The following is a 22,306-nucleotide window of genomic DNA, read 5'->3' as shown; positions in this document are numbered from 1 at the left end:
CCCGGCAACGGATAATGCCCAGTTTTTCCACCTGCGCATCGAAGCGCTCCACCGCGCTTGCGGTCGAAAAGAGAACCCCATGAAAGACACCATTCGCCAGCTGATCCAGCAAGCCCTCACCCAACTCGTCACCGACGGTGTGCTGCCTGAAGGGCTATCGCCGGCGATCCAGGTGGAAAACGCCCGGGACAAGACCCACGGCGACTTCGCCAGCAACATCGCGATGATGCTGGCCAAGCCTGCCGGCATGAAGCCGCGCGACCTGGCCGAAAAACTGATCAACGCGCTGCCCGCCAGCGACGACATCAGCAAGGTCGAGATTGCCGGCCCAGGCTTCCTCAACTTCTTCCAGAACACCAGCGCCCTGGCCGACCGCCTGGACGCCGCCCTGGCCGACGGCCACCTGGGCGTGCGCAAGGCAGGCGCCGCCGAGAAGGTGGTGATCGACCTGTCGGCGCCGAACCTGGCCAAGGAAATGCACGTTGGCCACCTGCGCTCGACCATCATCGGCGACAGCGTCGCCCGTGTGCTGGAGTTTCTCGGCGACCAGGTCATCCGCCAGAACCACGTGGGCGACTGGGGCACCCAGTTCGGCATGTTGATGGCCTACCTGCAGGAAAACCCGATCACCAGCGACGAACTGTCGGACCTGGAAAACTTCTACCGCGCCGCCAAGAAACGCTTCGACGAGTCCGAAGAATTCGCCACCCGCGCCCGCGGCCTGGTGGTCAAGCTGCAGGCCGGCGACCCTGAGTGCCTGGCCCTGTGGACGCGTTTCAAGGACATTTCCCTGTCCCACTGCCAGAAAACCTACGAGCTGCTCAACGTCAAGCTGACCATGGCCGACGTCATGGGCGAAAGCGCCTACAACGACGACCTGGCCAACGTAGTCAGCGACCTCAAGGCCAAGGGCCTGCTGGTCGAGGACCAGGGCGCGCAGTGCGTATTCCTCGAAGAATTCAAGAACAGCGAAGGCGAGCCGCTGCCGGTAATCGTGCAGAAGGCTGACGGCGGCTACCTGTACGCCACCACCGACCTGGCCGCCGTACGCTACCGCAGCAATGTGCTCAAGGCCGACCGTGCCCTGTACTTCGTCGACCAGCGCCAGGCGCTGCACTTCAACCAGGTGTTCGAAGTGGCGCGCCGTGCAGGCTTCGTCGGCCACCCGATGCAAATGGAACACATGGGCTTCGGCACCATGAACGGCGCCGACGGCCGCCCGTTCAAGACCCGTGACGGCGGCACCGTGAAGCTGATCGACCTGCTCACCGAGGCCAAGGAGCGTGCCTACGCCCTGGTCAAGGAGAAGAACCCGAGCCTGGCCGAAGACGACCTGCGCCACATCGGTGAAGTGGTCGGGATCGGCGCAGTGAAGTACGCCGACCTGTCCAAGCACCGCACCAGCGACTACAGCTTCAACTTCGAGCTGATGCTCAACTTCGAAGGCAACACCGCGCCCTACCTGCTGTATGCCTACACCCGCGTGGCGGGCGTGTTCCGCAAGCTGGGCAAGGGCTTCGACGAGGTCGACGGCAAGATCGTGCTGCAGGCCGAGAAGGAGCTGGACCTCGCCGCGCGCCTGGCGCAATTCGGCGAAGTGCTTAACAGCGTGGCCGACAAGGGTACGCCGCACGTGCTGTGCAGCTACCTGTACGACCTGGCTGGCCTGTTCTCGAGCTTCTACGAGAACTGCCCGATCCTCGCCGCCGAAACCCCGGAACAGCAACAGAGCCGCCTGCGCCTGGCTGCCCTGACCGGTCGTACCCTCAAGCAAGGTCTGGAACTGCTCGGCCTGGAAACCCTGGAGCGCATGTAAGTTGGCTGCCAAGAAAAAACCTGCTCCAAAACGCGGCGCCAGCCGCCAACAGGCGCCGGCCAAGCAGCCGATCCCGGGTTGGGTATGGCTGGCAGTCGGGTTGACCGTGGGCGCTTTCATCGTCTTTTTGATGAAGCTCGAACCAGGAGGCGCGGACATCAAGCGCACCAAGCCTGAACAGCAAAAACCGGAAAAGGTGGCCGAAGCCAGCAAGACCACCCCGGCCACCCCGCAGCAGCCGGTGAAGCCGAAGTATGACTTCTACACCCTGCTGCCGGAGTCCGAGGTCATCGTGCCGCCGGAAGCCGTGCCAGAGAAGACGCCACCGGTGCCTGCCCAGCCAGTGACCCCGGTCACCCCGGCAGAAGCAGCGAAGATCGACACGGCACGCGCCCAGGCCGCCTTGCTGGGCCAGACGCCACCACCGGCACCGCCGGTGATCAAGCCTGCGGCCACCACGCAGTTCTTCCTGCAGGCCGGCTCGTTCCGCAAGCAGGCGGATGCCGACAAGGTCCGTGCGCAAATCATCCTGCTCGGCCAGTCGGTGAAGGTGGAGTCGGGGACGGTCAAGGATGAAACCTGGTACCGCGTACTGGTCGGCCCGTTCAGCAACCGCGAACAACTGACCGGCGCGCAGAAACAGCTTGCCGGCGCAGGCTTCAGCAACCTGCTGCTGCAACAGCGCCAGACCCGCCAGTAAAACCCGGTAGGCGCAGCCTTGTGCTGCGCCTACACGATCTGCAATCAGCGACGATCGCTGTTGGCTTCGGAAATCTGACTGTTCAAAGTCCAGAAGTCGTACAGCACGCCGACCAGGAACAGGCCGCCCGTGAAGAAGTAGATGATCGCGGTGATCCACTTGCCCTGGTACAGGCGATGCAGGCCAAAAATGCCCAGGAAGGTCAGCAGAATCCAGGCGATGTTGTAGTCGATCCGACCGGACCGGAAGCGCAGGTCCGCCTCCTTGTCCATCGCCGGGATCAGAAACAGGTCGATCAGCCAGCCGATGCCCAGCAGGCCCAGGGTAAAGAACCAGATCGTCCCAGTGATCGGCTTGCCGTAGTAGAAACGGTGCGAGCCGGTGAAGCCGAAAATCCACAACAAGTAGCCGATGACCTTGCTGTGGGTGTCGTGAAGCGGCTCACCCTGTTGATAACTGTTCATTCATAGCCCTCGTGGGTTATCCGAAAATTTTCTAAGAAAAAATGTGACTTTCTCGTCGCAGGCCGACGTATGGCACCCTGCCAATCGACCAACGGATCAGAAATTGATCAAAAAGCTGTTATAAAGTTGCGCGCCTAACACATAACTATTCATAAAGAGCTTCATCTATGCCGCCTTTACTCAAGACATGGCTGACCCTCTGTCTATTATTGCCCCTGGCCGCCCACGCCACCAATCGTGAGCAACGTCTTCCCAATGGTTTCACCGGCTATACCACCAATGCCTCGGTGAAACACGCGCCTGCCAAGCACACCACGCTGCGCGCACGCCCAAGCAACGCGGCCAGCAGCCGTGGGCTGCCGGTTGCCTCCATGTCGCCGAAGCAGAGCAGCGATGTGCTCAGCCGTGCGGTGAATGTGCTCGGTACGCCCTATGTCTGGGGCGGCAGCAGCCCGAAAAAGGGCTTCGACTGCAGCGGGCTGGTGAAATACGCCTTCAATGATGTGGCCGATGTCGACTTGCCACGCACCTCCAATGCCATGGCCCAGGGCCACGGTGTGAAGGTGGCGAAGGGCGACCTCAAGCCTGGCGACCTGATCTTCTTCAACATCAAGAGCCGACGGGTCAACCACGTTGCCATCTACCTGGGCAACGACCGCTTCATCCATGCCCCCCGTCGCGGCAAGCGGGTGAGCATCGACACCCTCAGCAAGCCTTACTGGCAGAAGCACTATGTCGTGGCCAAGCGGGTGTTGCCGAAAGAACAGCAGCAGCTGGCCCTGGCCAAGCGCTGATCGAGCCTCGACCACGGCTCTGGTAGGAGCAGCCTTGTGCTGCGAAGAGGCCAGTGAAAACACAGCGGATCGTCGCTGACGTCACCGGCCTCTTCGCAGCACAAGGCTGCTCCTACACCCATCCCATTACTTTCAGCCTTTGCATCGCCCCTTCCATCGTCCGCATCCCCTCCGCCGCCCCCGTCTGCATCACCGAACTCAGCTGCGCCATCCGCCCTTCGCGAATCAGGTTACGCACTGCCGTGTTAGCCACCAACACCTCCCGCGCCGCTACCCGCCCACCGCCCCCGCGCTTGACCAGCACTTGCGCCACCACCAGGCGCAGCGACTCGGCCAGCATCGCCCGCACCAGCGGTTTTTCCTCGGCGGCAAACACCTCCACCAGCCGATCGATGCTGCCTGCAGCCGAGCGCGTGTGCACGGTTGCCAGCACCAGGTGCCCCGTTTCTGCCGCCCGCAATGCTAGGCGAATCGTCTCCAGATCGCGCAACTCGCCGATCATGATCACATCCGGGTCCTGACGCAGCGCACTGCGCAGCCCTTGCGCAAACCCGCGGCAATCGCGGCCCATCTCGCGCTGGTTGATAAGGCTCCGTTGGCTGCTGTGGATAACTTCCACAGGGTCTTCCAGGGTGATGATATGCAGTGACCGCTCGCGGTTGAGCTGATCGAGCAGCGCCGCCAAGGTGCTGGACTTGCCACTGCCGGTGGGCCCGCCCACCAGAATCAGGCCATCGGAACACTGCGCAACAGCTTGAAACACTTCCACAAGGTCGAGCTCGTCCAAAGTCGCAATGCGTCTGGGTATCAGGCGAAAGGTCGCCGCAACCCCATTCAACTGGCGGAACAGGTTCAGGCGAAAACGGCCTAACGCTGGCAGCGCCAACGCAAGGTCCAGCTCATCCCCCTGCGCCCATTGCCGGCAAGCGTCATCGCCCAGCAAGGGCGCCATGGCATCACTCAGCGCCGCTGCCGTCAGCGGCGGCAGGTCCATGCGTTGCAGCTCGCCATCCAGGCGCAGCATCGGTACCTGGCCCGCGGCCAGGTGCAGGTCCGAAGCCCGCGCATCCACAGCACGGGCCAACAGGTCGGTCACATCCATGAGACTCCCCAAAGGCGATCAAGCAGGTAGAATGCCGCAGACCCTTTCGCCGCCGGCATCGATCCATGTCCACCATAGCAGACAACCTATCCGCCCTTGCCGCCCGCATCGCCAGCGCCGCCCAGGCCGCCGGGCGGGACCCGGCCAGCATCCAGTTGCTGGCTGTGAGCAAGACCAAGCCCGCCAGCGCCATCCGTGAAATCTACGCCGCTGGCGTGCGCGATGTCGGCGAAAACTACCTGCAGGAAGCCCTGACCAAGCAGGAAGCGTTGCGCGACCTGCCCTTGATCTGGCACTTCATCGGCCCCATTCAGTCGAACAAGACCAAAGCTATTGCCGAGCATTTCGACTGGGTACATTCCGTGGACCGCCTGAAGATCGCCCAACGCCTCTCGGAGCAACGCCCTGCTGCACTGGCACCGCTGAACATCTGCCTGCAGGTGAATGTCAGTGGCGAAGACAGCAAGTCCGGCTGCGCACCGGCCGACCTGCCAGCGCTGGCCGAGGCCGTCGCGAAACTGCCCAATCTGCGCCTGCGCGGGTTGATGGCCATCCCGGAGCCCAGCGATGACCGCGCCGCCCAAGAGGCCGCTTTTGCCAGCCTGCGCACCTTGCAGCAGCGCCTGGGCCTTGGCCTGGACACCTTGTCCATGGGCATGAGCCACGACCTGGAGGCGGCGATTGCCCAGGGAGCGACCTGGGTGCGTATCGGCACCGCCCTGTTCGGTGCCCGCGACTACGGGCCCGTCTGATTCCATGCTTTACTCACTCTTTCCTACAAGGACCTGACATGAGCAAGACACGTATTGCCTTTATCGGCGCCGGCAACATGGCCGCCAGCCTGATCGGCGGCCTGCGTGCCCAGGGCCTGGAGGCTTCGCAGATCCGCGCCAGCGACCCGGGCGCCGAGACCCGTACCCGCATCCAGGCCGAGCACGGCATCGAAACCTTCGAAGACAATGCCCAGGCAATCGCTGACGCCGACGTGATCGTACTGGCGGTCAAGCCGCAGGTCATGAAGGCCGTTTGCCAAGCCCTGCAAGCCCACCTGCAGGAAGGCCAGCTGATTGTTTCCATCGCCGCCGGCATCACCTGCGCCAGCCTGCAGAGCTGGGTAGGCCCACGCCCGGTGGTGCGCTGCATGCCCAACACGCCAGCGCTGCTGCGCCAAGGCGTCAGCGGCCTGTACGCCACCCAGGAAGTCAACGCAGAACAGCGGCAACAGGCCGAACAGCTGCTGTCTGCCGTGGGCACCGCCCTGTGGCTGGACCAGGAGCAGCAACTGGACGCAGTGACCGCCGTCTCCGGCAGCGGGCCGGCGTACTTCTTCCTGCTGATCGAAGCGATGACCGCCGCAGGCGAAAAGCTCGGCCTGCCTCGCGAAACCGCCTCCCAGCTGACCCTGCAGACCGCGCTGGGCGCGGCGCGCATGGCCGTGGCCAGCGATGTCGACGCTGCCGAACTGCGCCGCCGTGTCACCTCGCCAGCCGGCACCACCGAAGCTGCGATCACGTCGTTCCAGGCCAACGGCTTCGAAGCCATCGTCGAGCAAGCGCTGCAGGCCGCAGCGACGCGCTCCGCCGAGCTGGCCGAACAACTGGGCAAATAAGGAGCTTTAGATGAATGCACTGTCTGGCGCCGCGATCTTCGTGGTGCAAACCCTGGTCAGCCTGTACTTGGTGATCGTCCTGCTGCGCTTCGTGCTGCAACTGGTCAAGGCCAACTTCTACAACCCGCTGTGCCAGTTCGCGGTACGCGCCACCCAGCCGCTGCTCAAGCCGATCCGCCGGGTCATCCCCAGCGTTGGCGGCCTGGACACCTCGTCGCTGCTGCTGGCAGTGGTCATCCAGGCGCTGCTGATGGGCTTCGTGCTGATGGTCACCTACGGCACCTTCGGTGACGTGCTGCACCTGCTGATGTGGGCCATCATCGGCATCACCTCGCTGTTCCTGAAGATCTTCTGGGTGGCGATGATCGTCATGGTGATCGTCTCCTGGGTCGCGCCCAACAGCCACAACCCGGCTGCGGAGCTGGCCTACCAGATCAGCGAACCGGTGCTGGCACCGTTCCGCCGCCTCGTGCCTAACCTGGGCGGCATGGACATCTCGCCCATCTTCGCCTTCCTGGCGATCCAGGTGATCCAGTCGTTCGTCATGCCGCCGCTGGCTGCCTATGCCGGCATGCCTCAAGAACTGTGGCGGATGATCTGATCCAACGCCCTTGAACATCGACGCCCCCTGCGGCAAGCCTTTGCTTGCCGCAGGGGGTAGCGCTCTTTAGACTTACGCCTCCGTCAAGCGTGAGCAGGGTCGATGTCCACTGTCCTTCCCGAAGATTCCGTCGGTCTGGTTACACCGCAAACAGCCCGGTTCGAAGAACCGCTGGCCCTGGCCTGTGGCCGCTCGCTGGCCAGCTACGAGCTGGTCTACGAGACCTATGGCACCCTGAACGCCAGCGCCAGCAATGCCGTGCTGATCTGCCATGCCTTGTCCGGCCACCACCATGCCGCCGGCTACCATGCCGCCACCGACCGCAAGCCGGGCTGGTGGGACAGCTGTATCGGCCCCGGCAAGCCAATCGACACCAACCGTTTCTTCGTGGTCAGCCTGAACAACCTCGGCGGCTGCAATGGCAGTACTGGCCCGAGCAGCCTCAACCCGGCTACCGGCAAGCCCTATGGCGCTGACTTCCCGGTGCTGACCGTGGAAGACTGGGTGCACAGCCAGGCACGCCTGGCTGACCGCCTGGGCATTGGCCAGTGGGCGGCGATCGTGGGCGGCAGCCTTGGCGGCATGCAGGCGTTGCAATGGACCATCACCTACCCCGACCGCGTGCGGCACTGCGTCGATATCGCCTCGGCGCCCAAGCTCTCGGCACAGAACATTGCCTTCAACGAAGTAGCGCGCCAGGCCATCCTCACCGACCCGGAGTTCCACGGCGGTTCGTTCCAGGACCAGGGCGTGATCCCCAAGCGCGGGCTGATGCTGGCGCGCATGGTGGGCCATATCACCTACCTGTCCGATGATTCGATGGGTGAAAAATTCGGCCGTGAGCTCAAGAGCGACAAGCTCAACTACGACTTCCACAGCGTCGAATTCCAGGTCGAAAGCTACCTGCGCTATCAGGGCGAGGAGTTTTCCGGCCGTTTCGACGCCAACACCTACCTGCTGATGACCAAGGCCCTGGACTACTTCGACCCGGCCGCAGCCCACGGCGGCGACCTTGCCGCCACCCTGGCGTCTGTCACCGCAGACTACTGCATCATGTCGTTCACCACCGACTGGCGCTTCTCGCCTGCCCGTTCACGCGAGATCGTCGATGCGTTGATGGCAGCGCGCAAGAACGTGTGTTACCTGGAGATCGATTCACCTTATGGGCACGATGCCTTCCTGATCCCCACACCTCGCTACATGCAGGGTTTCTCGAACTACATGAACCGCATCGCCATCTGAGGACAGCATGAGAGCCGATCTGGAAATCATCCACGACTGGATTCCCGCCGGCAGCCGGGTACTCGACCTGGGCTGCGGCAGTGGCGAACTGCTTGCCTCGCTGCGTGACCGCAAGCAGGTCACCGGTTACGGCCTGGAGATCGACGCCGACAATATCGCCGCGTGCGTGGCCAAGGGCGTCAACGTCATCGAACAGGACCTGGACAAGGGCCTGGGCAACTTTGCCAGCAACAGTTTCGATGTGGTGATCATGACCCAGGCCCTGCAGGCCGTGGAGTACCCCGACCGCATCCTCGACGAGATGCTGCGCGTGGGCCGTCAGTGCATCATCACCTTCCCCAACTTCGGCCACTGGCGCTGCCGCTGGTACCTGGCGACCAAAGGCCGCATGCCGGTTTCGGACTTCATGCCGTATACCTGGTACAACACGCCGAACATCCACTTCTGCACCTTCGCCGACTTTGAAGAGCTGTGCCACGAGCGCCACGCCAAGGTCCTCGACCGCCTGGCCGTCGACCACTTGCACCGTAATGGGTGGGGCGGCCGGCTATGGCCTAATCTTCTAGGTGAGATCGGCATCTATCGCGTCAGCAGCCCTGGCCTGCAGGAGCACCAGCTCGCGGTCTGACGCCCACCGGAGGAATCGCACCATGCGTCGCCTAGCCCTGTTCCTGATCAGCCTGTGCCTGGCCCTGCCTGTACTGGCTGCCGATGCCGCCCGTCCCGAGCGCAAGGAAGTGTTTGGCGACGTGACGGTACACTACAGCGCGTTCACCTCAAGCATGCTGACGCCGGAGGTGGCCGCGGCCACGGGCCTGGTGCGCAGCAAGAACCAGGGCGTGCTCAACATTGCGGTGATCAAGGCCAACAAGCCGGCCATGGCGGTCGTCAGCGGCACGGTGAAAGACCTGACCGGGCGCAGCAGCCCGTTGTCCTTCAAGCAGATCACCGAACAGGGCGCGATTTACTACATCGCCCAGTTCAAGATCGAACAGCCAGAAACCGTGACCTTCGACATCAATGTCGAAACCGGCGGCATCAGTAACTCTCTTAGCTTCAACCAGGAAGTGTTCCCAGGCGAATGATGAATTTCCAGCAACTCGTATTGGCCAGCCACAATGCCGGCAAACTCAAGGAACTCCAGGCCATGCTTGGCGCGTCCGTACAGCTGCGCTCGATCGGTGAATTCAGCCAGGTCGAGCCAGAGGAAACCGGCCTGTCGTTCGTCGAGAACGCCATTCTCAAGGCACGCAATGCCGCGCGCATCTCTGGCCTGCCAGCACTGGCCGATGACTCGGGCCTGGCCGTGGACTACCTCGGCGGCGCGCCGGGTATTTATTCTGCTCGCTATGCCGATGGCAGGGGTGACGCGGCAAACAACGCCAAGCTGCTGGACGCCTTGAAAGACGTGCCCGAGGCCGAGCGCGGCGCTCAGTTCGTCTGCGTGCTGGCGCTGGTGCGTCACGCCGACGACCCGCTGCCGATCCTGTGCGAAGGCCTGTGGCACGGGCGCATCATGTTTGAGGCCAGCGGTGAGCACGGCTTTGGCTACGACCCGCTGTTCTGGGTGCCAGAGCGCAATTGCTCGAGTGCGGACCTCGCCCCTGTCGACAAGAACCAGCTCAGCCACCGCGCCCGCGCCATGGTCCTGCTGCGTCAACGCCTGGGCCTGGCATGATCGAAACGTTGTCCATCCAACCGCACCCGGCGGGTGCGGCTGGTTTCGCCGTGCTGCCGCCCTTGGCGTTGTACATCCACATCCCGTGGTGCGTACGCAAATGCCCTTATTGCGACTTCAATTCCCACGCGGCGGGCCCGGAGCTACCTGAAGAGGCTTATGTCGACGCCCTGCTGACCGACCTCGATCAAGAGCTGGCAGCCGTACAAGGCCGCCCGATCAGCTCGATCTTCTTCGGTGGCGGTACGCCGAGCCTGTTCAGTGCCAACGCCCTTGGGCGGCTGCTGCGTGGCGTTGAACAACGCATCCCGTTCGCGCCGGACATCGAGATCACCCTGGAGGCCAATCCCGGTACGTTCGAGCAAGAGAAGTTCAAGGCGTACCGGCAGACGGGCATCAATCGCCTGTCCATCGGCGTGCAGAGCTTCCAGCCCGCCAAGCTGGAGGCGCTCGGGCGCATCCACAATGGTGACGAAGCGATCCGTGCCGCCGACATGGCGCGCGCCGCCGGGTTCGACAACTTCAACATGGACTTGATGCACGGCCTGCCCGACCAGTCGCTGGACGACGCGCTGGGTGACGTGCGCCAGGCCATCGCGCTAGGGCCGACCCACTTGTCGTGGTACCAGCTGACCGTAGAGCCGAACACGGTGTTCTGGAACCAGCCGCCCGAGCTGCCCGAAGACGACATCCTGTGGGATATCCAGGAGGCCGGCCAAAGCCTGATGGCCGAGCACGGCTACCGCCAGTACGAAGTGTCGGCCTATGCCCAGCCAGGCCGTGCTGCCAAGCACAACCTCAATTACTGGCGCTTCGGTGATTTCATCGGCATCGGCGCGGGTGCCCACGGCAAGCTGACCTTCGCTGACGGGCGCATCCTGCGCACCTGGAAAACCCGCCTGCCTAAGGACTACCTGAACCTGGCCAAACCGTTCAAGGCTGGCGAAAAGCGGCTGCCGGCGGACGAGCTGCCCTTCGAGTTCCTGATGAACGCCTTGCGCCTGACCGATGGCGTCGAAGCCGAACTGTTCACCCAGCGTACCGGCCTGCCGCTGGCGCAACTGGCCGAGGCCCGTCGCGCGGCCGAACAAAAGGGCCTTTTGCAGGTCGAACCGGATCGATTGGTGGCCACGCCGCGCGGCCAGTTGTTCCTCAATGACCTGCTGCAGTATTTCTTGACCTAAGGATGACCCATGGACCTGGTACTTGATCTGCTTGCAACGGCTTCCCGCTGGAGCCGCAGCAACCTGTCGGAGATTTCGCTGGCCTTGGTAGGCTGCCTGCTGGTGCTGTTCGGCACCGATATCAAAGCCACGGTGGAACAACGCCTAGGGAGCCTGGCCGGCGCCCTGCGCGTGCCGTTCATGGCCCTGCTGGTGATGATCGGCAGCGGTGCAGCGCTGATCTATGCCACGCCGTGGGTGGTGAAGGGGCTGGGCCAGTTCAATAATTATGCGTTGGCACCCGTGCTGCTGGTGGTGCTGGTGTTGATCGGCGTGGTGGCTGATCGGCGGGGGTAAGGCACGACTACAGCATTTCACTTTCCCTGTGGGAGCGGGTTTACCCGCGAACACGGGCGAAGCCCGTGCCATGTACCGCGTCGCATTCTTCGCGGGTAAACCCGCTCCCACAGAATCCCTCGCGGTCTTGAGTACAAACAAGGATCCTCAGTCTGATCGCTTCAATAAAAAAACCGCCCTTCTCAGGCGGTTTTTTTGTCTGTCATTTCAGCAGGCTGAGCTCGAAAGGCTCAAGCGCCCAATCAATCCACCTTCTCGAACTTCAAATCCCAAACCCCATGCCCCAAGCGCTCACCACGGCGCTCGAACTTGGTGATCGGCCGCTCTTGCGGGCGTGGCACATACGCGCCATCCGCCGCCTGGTTACGGTAACCGGGCGCAGCGCTCATCACTTCCAGCATGTACTCGGCATACGGTTCCCAGTCGGTCGCCATGTGGAACACGCCACCCGGCTTGAGCTTGCGGCGTACCAGCTCTGCGAACTCCAGCTGCACGATGCGGCGCTTGTGATGGCGCGCCTTGTGCCAAGGGTCTGGGAAGAACAGCATCAAACGGTCGAGGCTGTTATCGGCCACGCAGCGGTTGAGCACTTCGATGGCATCGCAGTCATACACCCGCAGGTTCGTCAGCCCTTGGGTCAGCACGCCATTGAGCAGCGCGCCAACGCCCGGACGGTGCACTTCGACACCAATGAAATCCTGCTCAGGCGCGGCAGCGGCCATCTCCAGCAGGGAGTGGCCCATGCCGAAACCGATCTCCAGGGTGCGCGGCGCCGAACGGCCGAACACCTGGTCGTAGTCCACCGGGCTGTCGGCCAGGGGCAGGATGAACAGGGGGCCACCCTGGTCCAGGCCGCGTTGCTGACCTTCCGTCATGCGCCCGGCGCGCATCACGAAGCTCTTGATACGGCGGTGTGGGCGCTCTTCGCCTTCGGCGGTGATCGGCGTTTCTTGCGATTCAGTCATCAGGAGCTCTTACTTGATCAGACCATCCAGCGGCGAAGAGGCGCTGGCATAGAGTTTCTTCGGCATGCGGCCGGCCAGGTAGGCCAGGCGACCTGCCACGATGGCGTGCTTCATGGCTTCAGCCATCAACACCGGTTGCTGGGCATGGGCGATGGCCGAGTTCATCAGCACCGCCTCGCAGCCCATCTCCATGGCGATGGTGGCGTCGGAGGCAGTACCCACGCCGGCATCGACCAGCACCGGCACCTTGGATTCTTCGAGGATGATCTGCAGGTTGTAGGGGTTGCAGATGCCCAGGCCGGTACCGATCAGGCCAGCCAGCGGCATGACCGCAATACAGCCCGCTTCGGCCAGCTGACGGGCGATGATCGGGTCGTCGCTGGTGTAGACCATCACGTCGAAACCGTCCTTGACCAACACTTCGGCGGCCTTGAGGGTTTCGATCACGTTGGGGAACAAGGTTTTCTGGTCGGCCAGCACTTCCAGCTTGACCAGGTTGTGGCCATCCAGCAGTTCACGGGCCAGGCGGCAAGTGCGCACGGCTTCGACAGCGTCGTAGCAGCCCGCAGTGTTCGGCAAGATGGTGTAACGGTCGGGTGGCAGCACGTCGAGCAGGTTCGGCTCGCCCGGGTTCTGACCGATGTTGGTACGGCGCACAGCGACGGTGACGATCTCGGCACCCGAGGCCTCGATGGCCAGGCGGGTTTCTTCCATGTCACGGTATTTGCCGGTGCCGACCAGCAGGCGCGACTGGAAAGTGCGCCCGGCCAGGGTAAAGGGCTTGTCGCTACGAACGTTGCTCATCGTTGTTCCTCGGGAAAAGGTTACTGGGCTTGCGTGTGAACCGCCGAGTCGCTATCAGCCGCCGCCGATGGCGTGGACCACTTCGACCTGGTCGCCTTCGTTCAGCGCAGTGCTGTCGTGCTGGCTACGCGGCACGATATCCAGGTTGAGTTCCACTGCTACCCGGCGCCCGGTGAGGTCCAAGCGCGTCAGCAGGGCCGCGACGCTTTCGCCAGCGGGCAGTTCGTAAGGTTCACCGTTCAGTTGAATGCGCATGCGCACGGCCACCATTGTGCTTTGGGGCACGCATTCTAGCGCCGAACACCCCGTTTACCCAAGGCCGGTGCACGCCATTAGTCGCGATTGTGGACCACTCGGTCAGCCCAGCCGCCAGGCTGCCAGGCCCAGGCACAGCCACCCGGCGAGGAAGCACAGGCCGCCAAAGGGCGTGATGATGCCGAGCTTGCTCACGCCTGTCAGGGTCAGCAGGTACAGGCTACCGGAGAACAGCAGGATACCCAGCGCGAACAGACCGCCGGCCCAGCCCACCAGGCGCCCCGGCAAATGCGCTGCCAGCACGGCAACACCGAAAATCGCCAAGGCATGCACCAGCTGGTAGGTCACGCCGGTGTGGAAGATGGCCAGGTAGTCTGGCGTCAGGCGGTTTTTCAGCCCATGCGCGGCGAAAGCGCCCAGGGCCACACCGGTAAAGCCGAAAAAGGCGGCAAGCATGAGGAAGCTGCGAAGCATGGGACGACTCCTTGTATCGGGTCTGTATAATGGCCCGTTCCACCCGCCCGGCCAAGCCATCGACATGCTGCCATCCCTTATCCGCCGCCTCACTCGCGCCCTGCTCTGGTTCGCTGCCGGCAGTATCGTATTGGTGCTGGTGTTTCGTTGGGTGCCGCCCCCTGGCACGGCGTTGATGGCCGAGCGCAAGGTCGAGTCCTGGCTGAATGGCGAGCCTATCGACCTGCAGCGCGACTGGGAACCGTGGGAGAACATCTCCGATGAGCTCAAGGTCGCAGTCATTGCCGGTGAGGACCAGAAGTTCGCTACCCATTGGGGTTTTGACATCCCGGCCATTCAGGCAGCGCTGGCCTACAACGAACGCGGCGGCAACATTCGCGGGGCCAGCACGCTGACCCAGCAGGTGGCCAAAAACCTGTTCCTGTGGTCGGGCCGCAGTTGGTTCCGCAAGGGCCTAGAGGCCTGGTTCACAGCGCTGATCGAGCTGTTCTGGTCGAAGGAGCGCATCCTCGAGGTCTACCTGAACAGCGCTGAGTGGGGCAATGGCGTATTTGGCGCCCAGGCGGCGGCGCGCTACCACTTCGGGGTCGACGCCGGCCGGCTCAATCGGCAACAGGCCGCGCAACTGGCTGCGGTATTGCCCAGCCCGATCAAGTGGAGCGCCAGCCGGCCCAGCGCCTATGTGGCCAGTCGGGCCGGGTGGATTCGGCGGCAGATGAGCCAGTTGGGTGGGCCTAGCTACCTGATGCAGCTGGATGCTTCGCGCAGGCTTTGAATCATCGATGGGCTTTACGGGCCCTTTCGCAGCACAAGGCTGCTCCTACAGGTATTAGCGCAAGACCTGTAGGAGCAGCCTTGTGCTGCGAAAGGGCCCGCAAAGCCAACACAAACAAAAAAGCCGCCAACCCTCTTCAGGCCAGCGGCTTTTTGGTACAGCCAAACGTGAATCACACCGTGATCAACGCCTTGACCTTGTTCATCGCATTCTTTTCCAGCTGACGAATACGCTCAGCCGACACGCTGTACTTGTCCGCCAACTCATGCAACGTCGCCTTCTCTTCCGCCAACCAGCGTTGGTAGAGAATGTCACGGCTGCGCTCGTCCAGGCCTTGCAGCGCTTCATGCAGGTTGCTGGTGGAGTTGTCGCTCCAGTCGGCATCCTCAAGCTGTACGGCCGGGTCGTAGCGGTGGTCTTCCAGGTAATGCGCAGGCGACTGGAACGCGCTGTCATCATCGGCTTCCGCCGCTGGGTCAAAGGCCATGTCCTGACCACTCAGTCGGCTTTCCATCTCGCGCACTTCACGCGGTTCGACGCCCAGGCTCTCTGCCACGCGATGAACTTCATCGTTGTTCAGCCAGGCCAGACGCTTCTTCTGGCTGCGCAGATTGAAGAACAGTTTGCGCTGGGCCTTGGTGGTCGCCACCTTGACGATGCGCCAGTTGCGCAGGATGAATTCGTGGATTTCGGCCTTGATCCAGTGCACGGCAAAGGACACCAGGCGCACGCCCATCTCTGGGTTGAAGCGTTTGACGGCCTTCATCAGGCCGACGTTGCCTTCCTGGATCAGGTCAGCCTGGGCCAGGCCGTAGCCTGCATAGCTACGGGCGATATGTACGACGAAACGCAGGTGGGCCATCACCATTTGCCGAGCGGCCTCAAGATCCTGCTCGTAATAGAGACGCTCGGCCAGATCACGCTCCTGCTCGACCGTCAGCAACGGGATGCTGTTGACCGTGTGCACATAGGCTTCCAGGTTTGCACCGGGCACCAGGGCATAGGCAGGTTGCAACGATGTGGTCATTCAAGAACCTCCGACTTACTAGACTCGCGCCTTGTGGGCACTGCCAACATTGACCGGAAACCGGCAAACAAGTTCCCAAAACGGTAATAAAGTCAATGCTGGCACGGGAAAAACTATCGTGGCGCCAGCTCGTTCAAATGGCGAGCGACCGCGATCCATGCACCGATATACCCCAACAGTACCGCTCCAATCAAGAGCGACAGACCATCGGACGCCGGCACCCCACCCAGGGCGAAGTCACTGCCATACAGCCCGGAGAGCCCGACGACCGCCTGGTTCAGCCAGTTCAGGCCGAATGCCAGGATGCCCCAGGCCAACAGCCCCGCGCCCAGGCCATACAAGGCGCCCATGTACAGGAACGGCCGGCGTACATAGCTATCGGTGCCGCCGACCAGCTTGATCACTTCGATCTCGGTACGACGGTTTTCAATATGTAGACGAATTGTGTTACCGATTACTAACAGCAGCGCAGAAATCAGCATGACAGCCAGGCCGAAGACAAAGCGATCGCCCAGCTTCAGGATTGCCGCCAGGCGCTCGACCCAGACCAGGTCCAGCTGTGCCACTTCGACCTTTGGCAGCTCCGACAGGCGCTGACGCAAGGCTTCAAGTGCTGGCTTGTCGACCTCGGTCGGGGTCACCACCACCACGCCAGGCAGCGGGTTCTCGGGGAGCTCGCGCAACGCCTCACCCAGGCCGGACTGCTGCTGGAACTCTTCCAGCGCTTGGTCGCGGCTGACATACAGCGCGTCGGCCACCCCGGGCATGTGCTTGATCTCGTCGCGCAGCGCTTCACCTTCCTTGCTGCCAGCGTCGAGTTTGAGGTACAGCGAAATCTGCGCGGCGCGCTGCCAGGAGCCGCCGAGCTTTTCGACGTTCTTCAGCAGCAACGACAGGCCCATGGGCATGCTCAACGCCACTGCCATTACCAGGCAGGTGAAGAAGCTGCCGATCGGCTGCTTGCCGAGGCGACGCAAGCTGTCGGCCATGCTCGCGCGATGGCTTTCCAGCCAGGCGTGCAGCAGTGTGCGGAAATCTGGGCCGTCATCGTCGTCGCGCTTTTTCTTCGCCGGTTGCGGGTCGGCGGGTTTCGGCGCAACCCGTTCGGAAACCTTCGGCGTACGTGTAGTGCTCATTGCCCGGCCTCCCCATCGCCGATCAAACGGCCGCGCTGCAGGGTCAGCATGCGATGCCGCATGCGCGCGATCAATGCCAGGTCGTGGCTGGCGATCAATACCGTGGTGCCCAGGCGGTTGATGTCTTCGAACACGCCCATGATCTCTGCGGCCAGGCGCGGGTCAAGGTTGCCGGTGGGTTCGTCGGCCAGCAACAGGGCCGGCTGATGGACGATGGCACGTGCGATACCGACCCGTTGTTGCTGCCCCGTGGACAAATCGGCCGGGAACAGTTCGCCTTTGTCGGCCAGCGAGACACGCTCCAAGGCCGAGTCGACGCGTTTGGTGATCTCGGCCTTGGACAGGCCGAGGATCTGCAGCGGCAAGGCGATGTTGTTGAACACCGTGCGATCGAACAGCAGCTGGTGGTTCTGGAACACCACACCGATCTGCCGGCGCAGGAACGGGATCTGCGCATTGCTGATCTGGCCCAGGTCCTGCCCTGCCAGCAGCAGCTTGCCGCTGGTCGGGCGCTCCATGGCCAGCAGCAGGCGCAGCAAGGTGCTCTTACCGGCACCCGAGTGCCCGGTGACGAACAGGAATTCGCCCCGGCGCGCCCGGAAACTCAGCTCATGCAAGCCTACATGGCCATTGGGATAGCGCTTGGCAACCTGTTCGAATCGGATCATGGATGCTCTCGCTCGGCGAACAGCGCTTTGACGAACGGCTCGGCTTCGAAGGTGCGCAGGTCGTCGATACCTTCACCCACACCGATGAAACGGATCGGAATGCTGAACTGCTTGGCCAGGGCGAAGATAACGCCGCCTTTGGCGGTGCCGTCCAGCTTGGTCAAGGCCAGGCCGGTCAGTTCGACGCTCTGGTTGAAGTACTTGGCCTGGCTGATGGCGTTCTGGCCGGTGCCGGCGTCGAGCACCAGCAGCACCTCGTGCGGCGCCTCGGCGTCGAGCTTGCCGATCACTCGGCGCACCTTCTTCAGCTCTTCCATCAGGTTGTCTTTGGTGTGCAGACGGCCGGCGGTATCAGCGATCAGCACGTCGACGCCACGGGCCTTGGCGGCCTGCACGGCGTCGAAAATCACCGAGGCCGAGTCGGCACCGGTGTGCTGGGCGATTACCGGGATCTGGTTGCGCTCACCCCAAACCTGCAACTGCTCGACCGCCGCGGCGCGGAAGGTGTCGCCCGCAGCCAGCATGACCTTCTTGCCTTCCAGCTGCAGCTTCTTGGCCAGCTTGCCAATGGTGGTGGTCTTGCCGGCGCCGTTCACGCCGACCACCAGGATCACGTAGGGCTTGTTTTGCGCCTGGATCTTCAGCGGCTGCTCGACCGGACGCAGCAGTGCGGCCAGTTCTTCCTGCAGCGACTTGTACAGCGCATCGGCATCGGCCAACTGCTTGCGGGCGACCTTCTGGGTCAGGTTCTGGACGATGGCCGAAGTCGCTTCCACGCCAACGTCGGCGGTCAGCAGGCGGGTCTCGATCTCGTCGAGCAGGTCGTCATCGATGACTTTCTTGCCCAGGAACAGGCTGGCCATGCCTTCGCCGATACTGGCGCTGGTCTTGGACAGGCCCTGCTTGAGGCGGGCGAAGAAGCCGGGTTTGGACTGTTCAGTGGCGACCGGCGCGGCAACGGGTTCGGGTTCGACCGGGGCCGGAGCTGGAGCTGCTGGAGCTGGAGCTGGAGCTGGAGCTGGAGCCGCCACCGAGGCGGGCTCGGCAACCACCGGCGCTGGCTGGGGTGCGGCTGCCACCGGCGCGGCGGGCTCGACCGCTGGTCGCTCGGGAATTGCAGGCGGGGCCGTGGGTTCAAGGTCCGGCACGAGGGCCACAGGCTCTTCGGCAACTGGCAATACCAGATTGCTGACAGGCGGCTCGACGGCGCGAATTACCGGGGCTTCGGGGGCAGTCACCACCGGCGCTGGGCGTTCGACCTGCGGCGCGCTGGCTTGCGCGTTCGCGGGCATGCTCGCCGCCACAGGGGGCTGGCCAGGCTGAGAAGGCTCTGGGTCAGCCAGGGCCGGCACAGGTTGAGGCGGCTCGGGCGCAACAGGGGCTTGTGCGGCCACCGGCTCGACCGGCGCCACAGCAGGCTGCTCGACGGCAGGCTGCGCTGCTACCGGCGCTTCAGCCTGTGGCTCGGGTGTTTGCGGCTGTTCGGCGACAGGTTGCTGCGGCTTCTTGCGAAACCAGCTGAACAGGCCTTTCTTTTCGCCAGACTCGGCCGGCGCTTTTTTGTCGTCGTTGGAACCAAACATGGAGGACGGCTATCTCAGGGTAGCGATGCGCCAGCAATGACGCATCGGGAATTCTCTATACGCAGAACAGACTATCTTGAAGCCGGCTGGTTCATGCGCAACGTTTTGTCTTAGTGTCCTGTGGGCCAGAACGGCGACAGGCATGGTCGCCAGGCAACCGGATCAGTATCCTAGCACCTCCTGGCCCGCCGACGCTAAACCCTGCGGGCCGCCGAACAGGTTAAACACCGTATGAATGCTCTAGCCCGCCGCGCCGCTGGCCTGTTGCTCGGCACGCTCTGCCTGCCGCTCGCGGCCTTCGCCGCCGATGTGCAACCGACCCACGAATTCATCCTCGACAACGGCCTCAAGGTGGTCGTGCGCGAAGACCACCGCGCGCCGGTGGTGGTCTCGCAGATCTGGTACAAGGTGGGCTCCAGCTACGAGACCCCGGGCCAGACCGGCCTGTCCCACGCCCTTGAACACATGATGTTCAAGGGTAGCGCCAAAGTCGGCCCCGGCGAGGCCTCGCGCATCCTGCGCGACCTGGGTGCGGAAGAGAACGCCTTCACCAGCGACGACTACACGGCCTATTACCAAGTGCTGGCCCGCGACCGCCTGCCGGTGGCCCTTGAGCTGGAGGCCGATCGCCTGGCCAGCCTGCGCCTGCCCGCCGACGAGTTCAGCCGCGAAATAGAGGTGATCAAAGAGGAGCGCCGCCTGCGCACCGACGATCAGCCCAATGCCAAGGCGTTCGAGCTGTTCCGCGCGATGGCCTACCCTGCCAGTGGCTACCACACCCCGACCATTGGCTGGATGGCCGACCTCGATCGCATGAAGGTCGAAGAGCTGCGCCATTGGTACGAATCCTGGTATGCGCCCAACAATGCCACCCTAGTGGTGGTCGGCGATGTCACCGTCGATGAGGTCAAGGGCCTGGCGCAAAAGTACTTCGCCGGCATTCCCAAGCGTGCGGTGCCGCCCGCCAAGCTGCCGCTTGAGCTAGCCGAGCCCGGCCAACGCCAGTTGACCTTGCACGTGCGCACCCAGTTGCCGAGCCTGATCTACGGCTTCAACGTACCTGGCCTGCCGACCGCCAAGGACCCGCGCACGGTGCATGCCCTGCGCCTGATCTCGGCCCTGCTCGATGGCGGCTACAGCGCACGGATGCCAGCCCGCCTGGAGCGCGGCCAGGAACTGGTGGCCGGGGCGTCGTCCAGCTACAACGCCTTTACCCGTGGCGACAGCCTGTTCCTGATCTCGGCCACGCCGAACGTGCAGAAGCAAAAAACCATGGAAGACGTGGAAAAGGGCATCTGGCAGTTGCTTGAAGAACTCAAGACCACCCCACCCAGCGCCGAAGAACTCGAACGCGTGCGCGCCCAGGTGATCGCCGGCCTGGTCTACGACCGCGACTCCATCAGCAGCCAGGCTACCACCATCGGCCAGCTGGAGACCGTGGGCCTGTCCTGGAAGCTGATCGACAGCGAGCTGGACGAGCTCAAGCGCGTGACCCCACAAGACATCCAGAACGCTGCGCGCACCTATTTCACCCGCGAACGCCTGAGCGTTGCCCATGTATTGCCCGAGGAGTCCGCTCATGAGTGATCGCAGCGCACCACGCCGCACCCTGCTGGCCACGGGCATACGCGCCCTGGCGCTGGCGGCGGTATTGACGGCCCCGGCCCTGGCCGACAACGCGGCCAAGGCTGACAGCACCGCGGCCCGCCCCGCCAACACCCTGCAGTCGCTGGCCGAGCTGGACGGCAAGGCCCCCAGCCGACGTCAGCTGAACATCCAGCACTGGAACACCGCCGAAGGCGCCCGGGTACTGTTCGTCGAAGCCCGCGAACTGCCGATGTTCGACCTGCGCGTCACCTTCGCCGCCGGTAGCAGCCAGGACGGCGGCACGCCAGGCCTGGCCGCCTTGACCAACGCCATGCTCAACGAGGGCGTGGCCGGCAAGGACGTGACCGCTATTGCCGAAGGCTTCGAGGGCCTGGGCGCAGACTTCGGCAACGGCTCGTACCGCGACATGGCCGTGGCATCGCTGCGCAGCCTGAGCACCAAGGACAAGCGCGAACCGGCGCTCAAGCTGTTCGCTGAAGTGGCAGGCAAGCCGACCTTCCCCGAGGACGCCCTCAAGCGCATCAAGAACCAGATGCTGGCCGGCTTCGAATACGACAAGCAGAACCCCGGCAAGCTCGCGGGCAAGGCCTTGTTCGGCAAGCTGTACGGCGACCACCCGTACGCCCACCCGAGCGACGGCAGCGCCGAGAGCATCAACGGCATCACCCTGGCACAGCTGCGCGCCTTCCACGCCAAGGCCTACTCGGCCGGCAACGCGGTCATCGCCCTGGTCGGCGACCTCAGCCGCGCCGAAGCCGAAGCCATTGCCGCCCTGGTATCCGCCGGCCTGCCGAAAGGCCCGGCGCTGGCCGCACCGGCACAACCGACCGACCCCAAGGCGGGCCTGACCCACATCGACTTCCCGTCCAAGCAGACCCACCTGATGCTGGCCGAGCTGGGTATCGACCGCCAGGACCCGGACTGGCCGGCCTTGTCGCTGGGCAACCAGATCCTCGGCGGTGGTGCGTTCGGCACCCGCCTGATGAGCGAAGTGCGTGAAAAACGCGGGCTCACTTACGGCGTCTACTCGGTGTTCAGCCCGATGCAGGTACGTGGTCCGTTCATGATCAACCTGCAAACCCGCGCCGAACTCAGCGAAGGCACCCTCAAGCTGGTCCAGGACATCCTGGCCGATTACCTCAAGAGCGGCCCGACCCAGCAAGAGCTGGACGATGCCAAGCGCGAGCTGGCCGGCAGCTTCCCGCTGTCCAATGCCAGCAACGCCAGTATCGTCGGCCAACTGGGGGCCATTGGCTTCTACAACCTGCCGCTGACCTGGCTGGAGGACTTCATGCAGCAGTCCCAGGCGCTCACCGTCGAGCAGGTCAAGGCCGCCATGAACAAACACCTGTCAGCCGATAAACTGGTGATCGTCACCGCGGGCCCCAAGGTGCCGCAAAAACCGCTGCCAGCCCCCACTGACAAGCCTTCCGAGCAACCGCTCGGCGTACCGGAGCACTAATGCCAAGATCCACCCCTCCCGCC

General features: G+C 63.5%; 25 protein-coding genes. 15 read left to right on the top strand and 10 right to left on the bottom strand.

Annotated features, from left to right (window positions below):
* The first annotated feature begins 79 nt into the window (after window positions 1–79).
* Window positions 80–1,816, top strand: coding sequence for an arginine--tRNA ligase (gene argS, locus MFF34_RS17730; protein WP_099430684.1), 1,737 nt, complete (start codon window positions 80–82; stop codon window positions 1,814–1,816).
* Window position 1,817: 1 nt separating this feature from the next.
* Window positions 1,818–2,516: an SPOR domain-containing protein gene (locus tag MFF34_RS17725; RefSeq protein ID WP_027592346.1), complete on the top strand. Its 699-nt coding sequence runs from the start codon at window positions 1,818–1,820 to the stop codon at window positions 2,514–2,516.
* Between the two features lie 44 nt (window positions 2,517–2,560).
* Here MFF34_RS17725 and MFF34_RS17720 read toward each other — a convergent pair whose 3' ends face one another.
* On the bottom strand, window positions 2,561–2,980 hold the full coding sequence (locus MFF34_RS17720) for a TM2 domain-containing protein (protein WP_085272247.1): 420 nt from the start codon (window positions 2,978–2,980) through the stop codon (window positions 2,561–2,563).
* A gap of 167 nt (window positions 2,981–3,147) precedes the next feature.
* Here MFF34_RS17720 and MFF34_RS17715 point away from each other — a divergent pair, with 167 nt between their 5' ends.
* Complete coding sequence (locus MFF34_RS17715) at window positions 3,148–3,774, top strand: C40 family peptidase (RefSeq protein WP_027592344.1); 627 nt, start codon at window positions 3,148–3,150, stop codon at window positions 3,772–3,774.
* Between the two features lie 112 nt (window positions 3,775–3,886).
* Here the strand turns inward: MFF34_RS17715 and MFF34_RS17710 are convergent, their stop codons facing one another.
* Window positions 3,887–4,876, bottom strand: a complete 990-nt coding sequence (locus MFF34_RS17710) for a type IV pilus twitching motility protein PilT (protein ID WP_238215593.1) — start codon at window positions 4,874–4,876, stop codon at window positions 3,887–3,889.
* Between the two features lie 65 nt (window positions 4,877–4,941).
* On the opposite strand from MFF34_RS17710, the gene MFF34_RS17705 reads away from it, so the two are divergent.
* From MFF34_RS17705 to MFF34_RS17665, 9 genes are all read left to right on the top strand, one after another.
* Window positions 4,942–5,628 (top strand): YggS family pyridoxal phosphate-dependent enzyme, encoded by a 687-nt coding sequence (locus MFF34_RS17705; RefSeq protein WP_238215592.1) that lies wholly within the window; start codon window positions 4,942–4,944, stop codon window positions 5,626–5,628.
* A gap of 38 nt (window positions 5,629–5,666) precedes the next feature.
* Window positions 5,667–6,485, top strand: a complete 819-nt coding sequence (gene proC / locus MFF34_RS17700; protein ID WP_027592341.1) for a pyrroline-5-carboxylate reductase — start codon at window positions 5,667–5,669, stop codon at window positions 6,483–6,485.
* A 10-nt stretch (window positions 6,486–6,495) separates the two neighbouring features.
* Entirely contained in the window at window positions 6,496–7,086 is a 591-nt protein-coding gene (locus tag MFF34_RS17695) for a YggT family protein (RefSeq protein WP_027592340.1), read from the top strand.
* Between the two features lie 102 nt (window positions 7,087–7,188).
* On the top strand, window positions 7,189–8,328 hold the full coding sequence (locus MFF34_RS17690; protein WP_099430689.1) for a homoserine O-acetyltransferase: 1,140 nt from the start codon (window positions 7,189–7,191) through the stop codon (window positions 8,326–8,328).
* 7 nt (window positions 8,329–8,335) lie between these two features.
* Window positions 8,336–8,956: a methionine biosynthesis protein MetW gene (gene metW / locus MFF34_RS17685; RefSeq protein WP_008092977.1), complete on the top strand. Its 621-nt coding sequence runs from the start codon at window positions 8,336–8,338 to the stop codon at window positions 8,954–8,956.
* 22 nt (window positions 8,957–8,978) lie between these two features.
* Window positions 8,979–9,413, top strand: a complete 435-nt coding sequence (locus MFF34_RS17680) for a DUF4426 domain-containing protein (protein ID WP_186676962.1) — start codon at window positions 8,979–8,981, stop codon at window positions 9,411–9,413.
* Window positions 9,410–10,006, top strand: a complete 597-nt coding sequence (gene rdgB, locus MFF34_RS17675; protein WP_238215590.1) for an RdgB/HAM1 family non-canonical purine NTP pyrophosphatase — start codon at window positions 9,410–9,412, stop codon at window positions 10,004–10,006. The genes MFF34_RS17680 and rdgB overlap by 4 nt, the downstream gene beginning before the upstream one ends.
* Window positions 10,003–11,190 (top strand): radical SAM family heme chaperone HemW, encoded by a 1,188-nt coding sequence (hemW, locus tag MFF34_RS17670; protein WP_099430692.1) that lies wholly within the window; start codon window positions 10,003–10,005, stop codon window positions 11,188–11,190. Before rdgB ends, hemW begins: the two co-directional genes overlap by 4 nt.
* Window positions 11,191–11,199: 9 nt before the next feature.
* Window positions 11,200–11,526 (top strand): DUF3392 family protein, encoded by a 327-nt coding sequence (locus MFF34_RS17665; protein WP_027592335.1) that lies wholly within the window; start codon window positions 11,200–11,202, stop codon window positions 11,524–11,526.
* Window positions 11,527–11,768: 242 nt separating this feature from the next.
* On the opposite strand, the gene trmB is transcribed toward MFF34_RS17665, so the two are convergent.
* The 4 genes from trmB to MFF34_RS17645 all read right to left on the bottom strand — a co-directional run bounded on the left by trmB (window position 11,769) and on the right by MFF34_RS17645 (window position 14,024).
* Entirely contained in the window at window positions 11,769–12,491 is a 723-nt protein-coding gene (trmB, locus tag MFF34_RS17660) for a tRNA (guanosine(46)-N7)-methyltransferase TrmB (RefSeq protein WP_238215588.1), read from the bottom strand.
* A gap of 9 nt (window positions 12,492–12,500) precedes the next feature.
* On the bottom strand, window positions 12,501–13,295 hold the full coding sequence (locus MFF34_RS17655; RefSeq protein WP_027592333.1) for a thiazole synthase: 795 nt from the start codon (window positions 13,293–13,295) through the stop codon (window positions 12,501–12,503).
* Between the two features lie 54 nt (window positions 13,296–13,349).
* Window positions 13,350–13,550 (bottom strand): sulfur carrier protein ThiS, encoded by a 201-nt coding sequence (gene thiS / locus MFF34_RS17650; RefSeq protein WP_033693942.1) that lies wholly within the window; start codon window positions 13,548–13,550, stop codon window positions 13,350–13,352.
* A 102-nt stretch (window positions 13,551–13,652) separates the two neighbouring features.
* Window positions 13,653–14,024, bottom strand: coding sequence for a DUF423 domain-containing protein (locus MFF34_RS17645; protein WP_027592331.1), 372 nt, complete (start codon window positions 14,022–14,024; stop codon window positions 13,653–13,655).
* Between the two features lie 64 nt (window positions 14,025–14,088).
* On the opposite strand from MFF34_RS17645, the gene mtgA reads away from it, so the two are divergent.
* Entirely contained in the window at window positions 14,089–14,799 is a 711-nt protein-coding gene (gene mtgA / locus MFF34_RS17640) for a monofunctional biosynthetic peptidoglycan transglycosylase (RefSeq protein WP_238215586.1), read from the top strand.
* A 172-nt stretch (window positions 14,800–14,971) separates the two neighbouring features.
* On the opposite strand, the gene rpoH is transcribed toward mtgA, so the two are convergent.
* The 4 genes from rpoH to ftsY form a co-directional block, all read right to left on the bottom strand.
* A complete protein-coding gene (gene rpoH / locus MFF34_RS17635; protein WP_023378197.1) occupies window positions 14,972–15,826 on the bottom strand; it encodes an RNA polymerase sigma factor RpoH in 855 nt (284 codons plus the stop codon).
* A gap of 113 nt (window positions 15,827–15,939) precedes the next feature.
* Window positions 15,940–16,962 (bottom strand): permease-like cell division protein FtsX, encoded by a 1,023-nt coding sequence (gene ftsX / locus MFF34_RS17630; RefSeq protein WP_085272240.1) that lies wholly within the window; start codon window positions 16,960–16,962, stop codon window positions 15,940–15,942.
* Window positions 16,959–17,630, bottom strand: a complete 672-nt coding sequence (ftsE, locus tag MFF34_RS17625; protein ID WP_027592328.1) for a cell division ATP-binding protein FtsE — start codon at window positions 17,628–17,630, stop codon at window positions 16,959–16,961. The genes ftsX and ftsE overlap by 4 nt, the downstream gene beginning before the upstream one ends.
* Complete coding sequence (gene ftsY, locus MFF34_RS17620) at window positions 17,627–19,213, bottom strand: signal recognition particle-docking protein FtsY (RefSeq protein WP_238215584.1); 1,587 nt, start codon at window positions 19,211–19,213, stop codon at window positions 17,627–17,629. The genes ftsE and ftsY overlap by 4 nt, the downstream gene beginning before the upstream one ends.
* A gap of 231 nt (window positions 19,214–19,444) precedes the next feature.
* On the opposite strand from ftsY, the gene MFF34_RS17615 reads away from it, so the two are divergent.
* Both MFF34_RS17615 and MFF34_RS17610 read left to right on the top strand, forming a co-directional pair.
* Entirely contained in the window at window positions 19,445–20,800 is a 1,356-nt protein-coding gene (locus MFF34_RS17615) for a pitrilysin family protein (RefSeq protein ID WP_186683357.1), read from the top strand.
* The gene (locus MFF34_RS17610; protein ID WP_238215582.1) at window positions 20,793–22,283 is read left to right on the top strand and encodes a pitrilysin family protein; all 1,491 of its coding nucleotides are present in this window, start codon (window positions 20,793–20,795) and stop codon (window positions 22,281–22,283) included. Before MFF34_RS17615 ends, MFF34_RS17610 begins: the two co-directional genes overlap by 8 nt.
* Window positions 22,284–22,306 lie beyond the last annotated feature (23 nt).

This window comes from Pseudomonas sp. PAGU 2196, from assembly GCF_022179005.1.
Taxonomy (GTDB): domain Bacteria; phylum Pseudomonadota; class Gammaproteobacteria; order Pseudomonadales; family Pseudomonadaceae; genus Aquipseudomonas; species Aquipseudomonas kermanshahensis.
Note: the sequence above shows the minus strand (reverse complement) of the source record. Positions and strands in the feature narration are given on the sequence as shown.

Excerpts from the sequence above, each read along its gene's own strand:
- argS (WP_099430684.1), top strand. The coding sequence starts at position 80 with ATGAAAGACACCATTCGCCAGCTGATCCAGCAAGCCCTCACCCAACTC.
- MFF34_RS17720 (WP_085272247.1), bottom strand. The coding sequence starts at position 2,980 with ATGAACAGTTATCAACAGGGTGAGCCGCTTCACGACACCCACAGCAAG.
- MFF34_RS17715 (WP_027592344.1), top strand. The coding sequence starts at position 3,148 with ATGCCGCCTTTACTCAAGACATGGCTGACCCTCTGTCTATTATTGCCC.
- MFF34_RS17710 (WP_238215593.1), bottom strand. The coding sequence starts at position 4,876 with ATGGATGTGACCGACCTGTTGGCCCGTGCTGTGGATGCGCGGGCTTCG.
- MFF34_RS17705 (WP_238215592.1), top strand. The coding sequence starts at position 4,942 with ATGTCCACCATAGCAGACAACCTATCCGCCCTTGCCGCCCGCATCGCC.
- proC (WP_027592341.1), top strand. The coding sequence starts at position 5,667 with ATGAGCAAGACACGTATTGCCTTTATCGGCGCCGGCAACATGGCCGCC.
- MFF34_RS17695 (WP_027592340.1), top strand. The coding sequence starts at position 6,496 with ATGAATGCACTGTCTGGCGCCGCGATCTTCGTGGTGCAAACCCTGGTC.
- MFF34_RS17690 (WP_099430689.1), top strand. The coding sequence starts at position 7,189 with ATGTCCACTGTCCTTCCCGAAGATTCCGTCGGTCTGGTTACACCGCAA.
- metW (WP_008092977.1), top strand. The coding sequence starts at position 8,336 with ATGAGAGCCGATCTGGAAATCATCCACGACTGGATTCCCGCCGGCAGC.
- MFF34_RS17680 (WP_186676962.1), top strand. The coding sequence starts at position 8,979 with ATGCGTCGCCTAGCCCTGTTCCTGATCAGCCTGTGCCTGGCCCTGCCT.
- rdgB (WP_238215590.1), top strand. The coding sequence starts at position 9,410 with ATGATGAATTTCCAGCAACTCGTATTGGCCAGCCACAATGCCGGCAAA.
- hemW (WP_099430692.1), top strand. The coding sequence starts at position 10,003 with ATGATCGAAACGTTGTCCATCCAACCGCACCCGGCGGGTGCGGCTGGT.
- MFF34_RS17665 (WP_027592335.1), top strand. The coding sequence starts at position 11,200 with ATGGACCTGGTACTTGATCTGCTTGCAACGGCTTCCCGCTGGAGCCGC.
- trmB (WP_238215588.1), bottom strand. The coding sequence starts at position 12,491 with ATGACTGAATCGCAAGAAACGCCGATCACCGCCGAAGGCGAAGAGCGC.
- MFF34_RS17655 (WP_027592333.1), bottom strand. The coding sequence starts at position 13,295 with ATGAGCAACGTTCGTAGCGACAAGCCCTTTACCCTGGCCGGGCGCACT.
- thiS (WP_033693942.1), bottom strand. The coding sequence starts at position 13,550 with ATGCGCATTCAACTGAACGGTGAACCTTACGAACTGCCCGCTGGCGAA.
- MFF34_RS17645 (WP_027592331.1), bottom strand. The coding sequence starts at position 14,024 with ATGCTTCGCAGCTTCCTCATGCTTGCCGCCTTTTTCGGCTTTACCGGT.
- mtgA (WP_238215586.1), top strand. The coding sequence starts at position 14,089 with ATGCTGCCATCCCTTATCCGCCGCCTCACTCGCGCCCTGCTCTGGTTC.
- rpoH (WP_023378197.1), bottom strand. The coding sequence starts at position 15,826 with ATGACCACATCGTTGCAACCTGCCTATGCCCTGGTGCCCGGTGCAAAC.
- ftsX (WP_085272240.1), bottom strand. The coding sequence starts at position 16,962 with ATGAGCACTACACGTACGCCGAAGGTTTCCGAACGGGTTGCGCCGAAA.
- ftsE (WP_027592328.1), bottom strand. The coding sequence starts at position 17,630 with ATGATCCGATTCGAACAGGTTGCCAAGCGCTATCCCAATGGCCATGTA.
- ftsY (WP_238215584.1), bottom strand. The coding sequence starts at position 19,213 with ATGTTTGGTTCCAACGACGACAAAAAAGCGCCGGCCGAGTCTGGCGAA.
- MFF34_RS17615 (WP_186683357.1), top strand. The coding sequence starts at position 19,445 with ATGAATGCTCTAGCCCGCCGCGCCGCTGGCCTGTTGCTCGGCACGCTC.
- MFF34_RS17610 (WP_238215582.1), top strand. The coding sequence starts at position 20,793 with ATGAGTGATCGCAGCGCACCACGCCGCACCCTGCTGGCCACGGGCATA.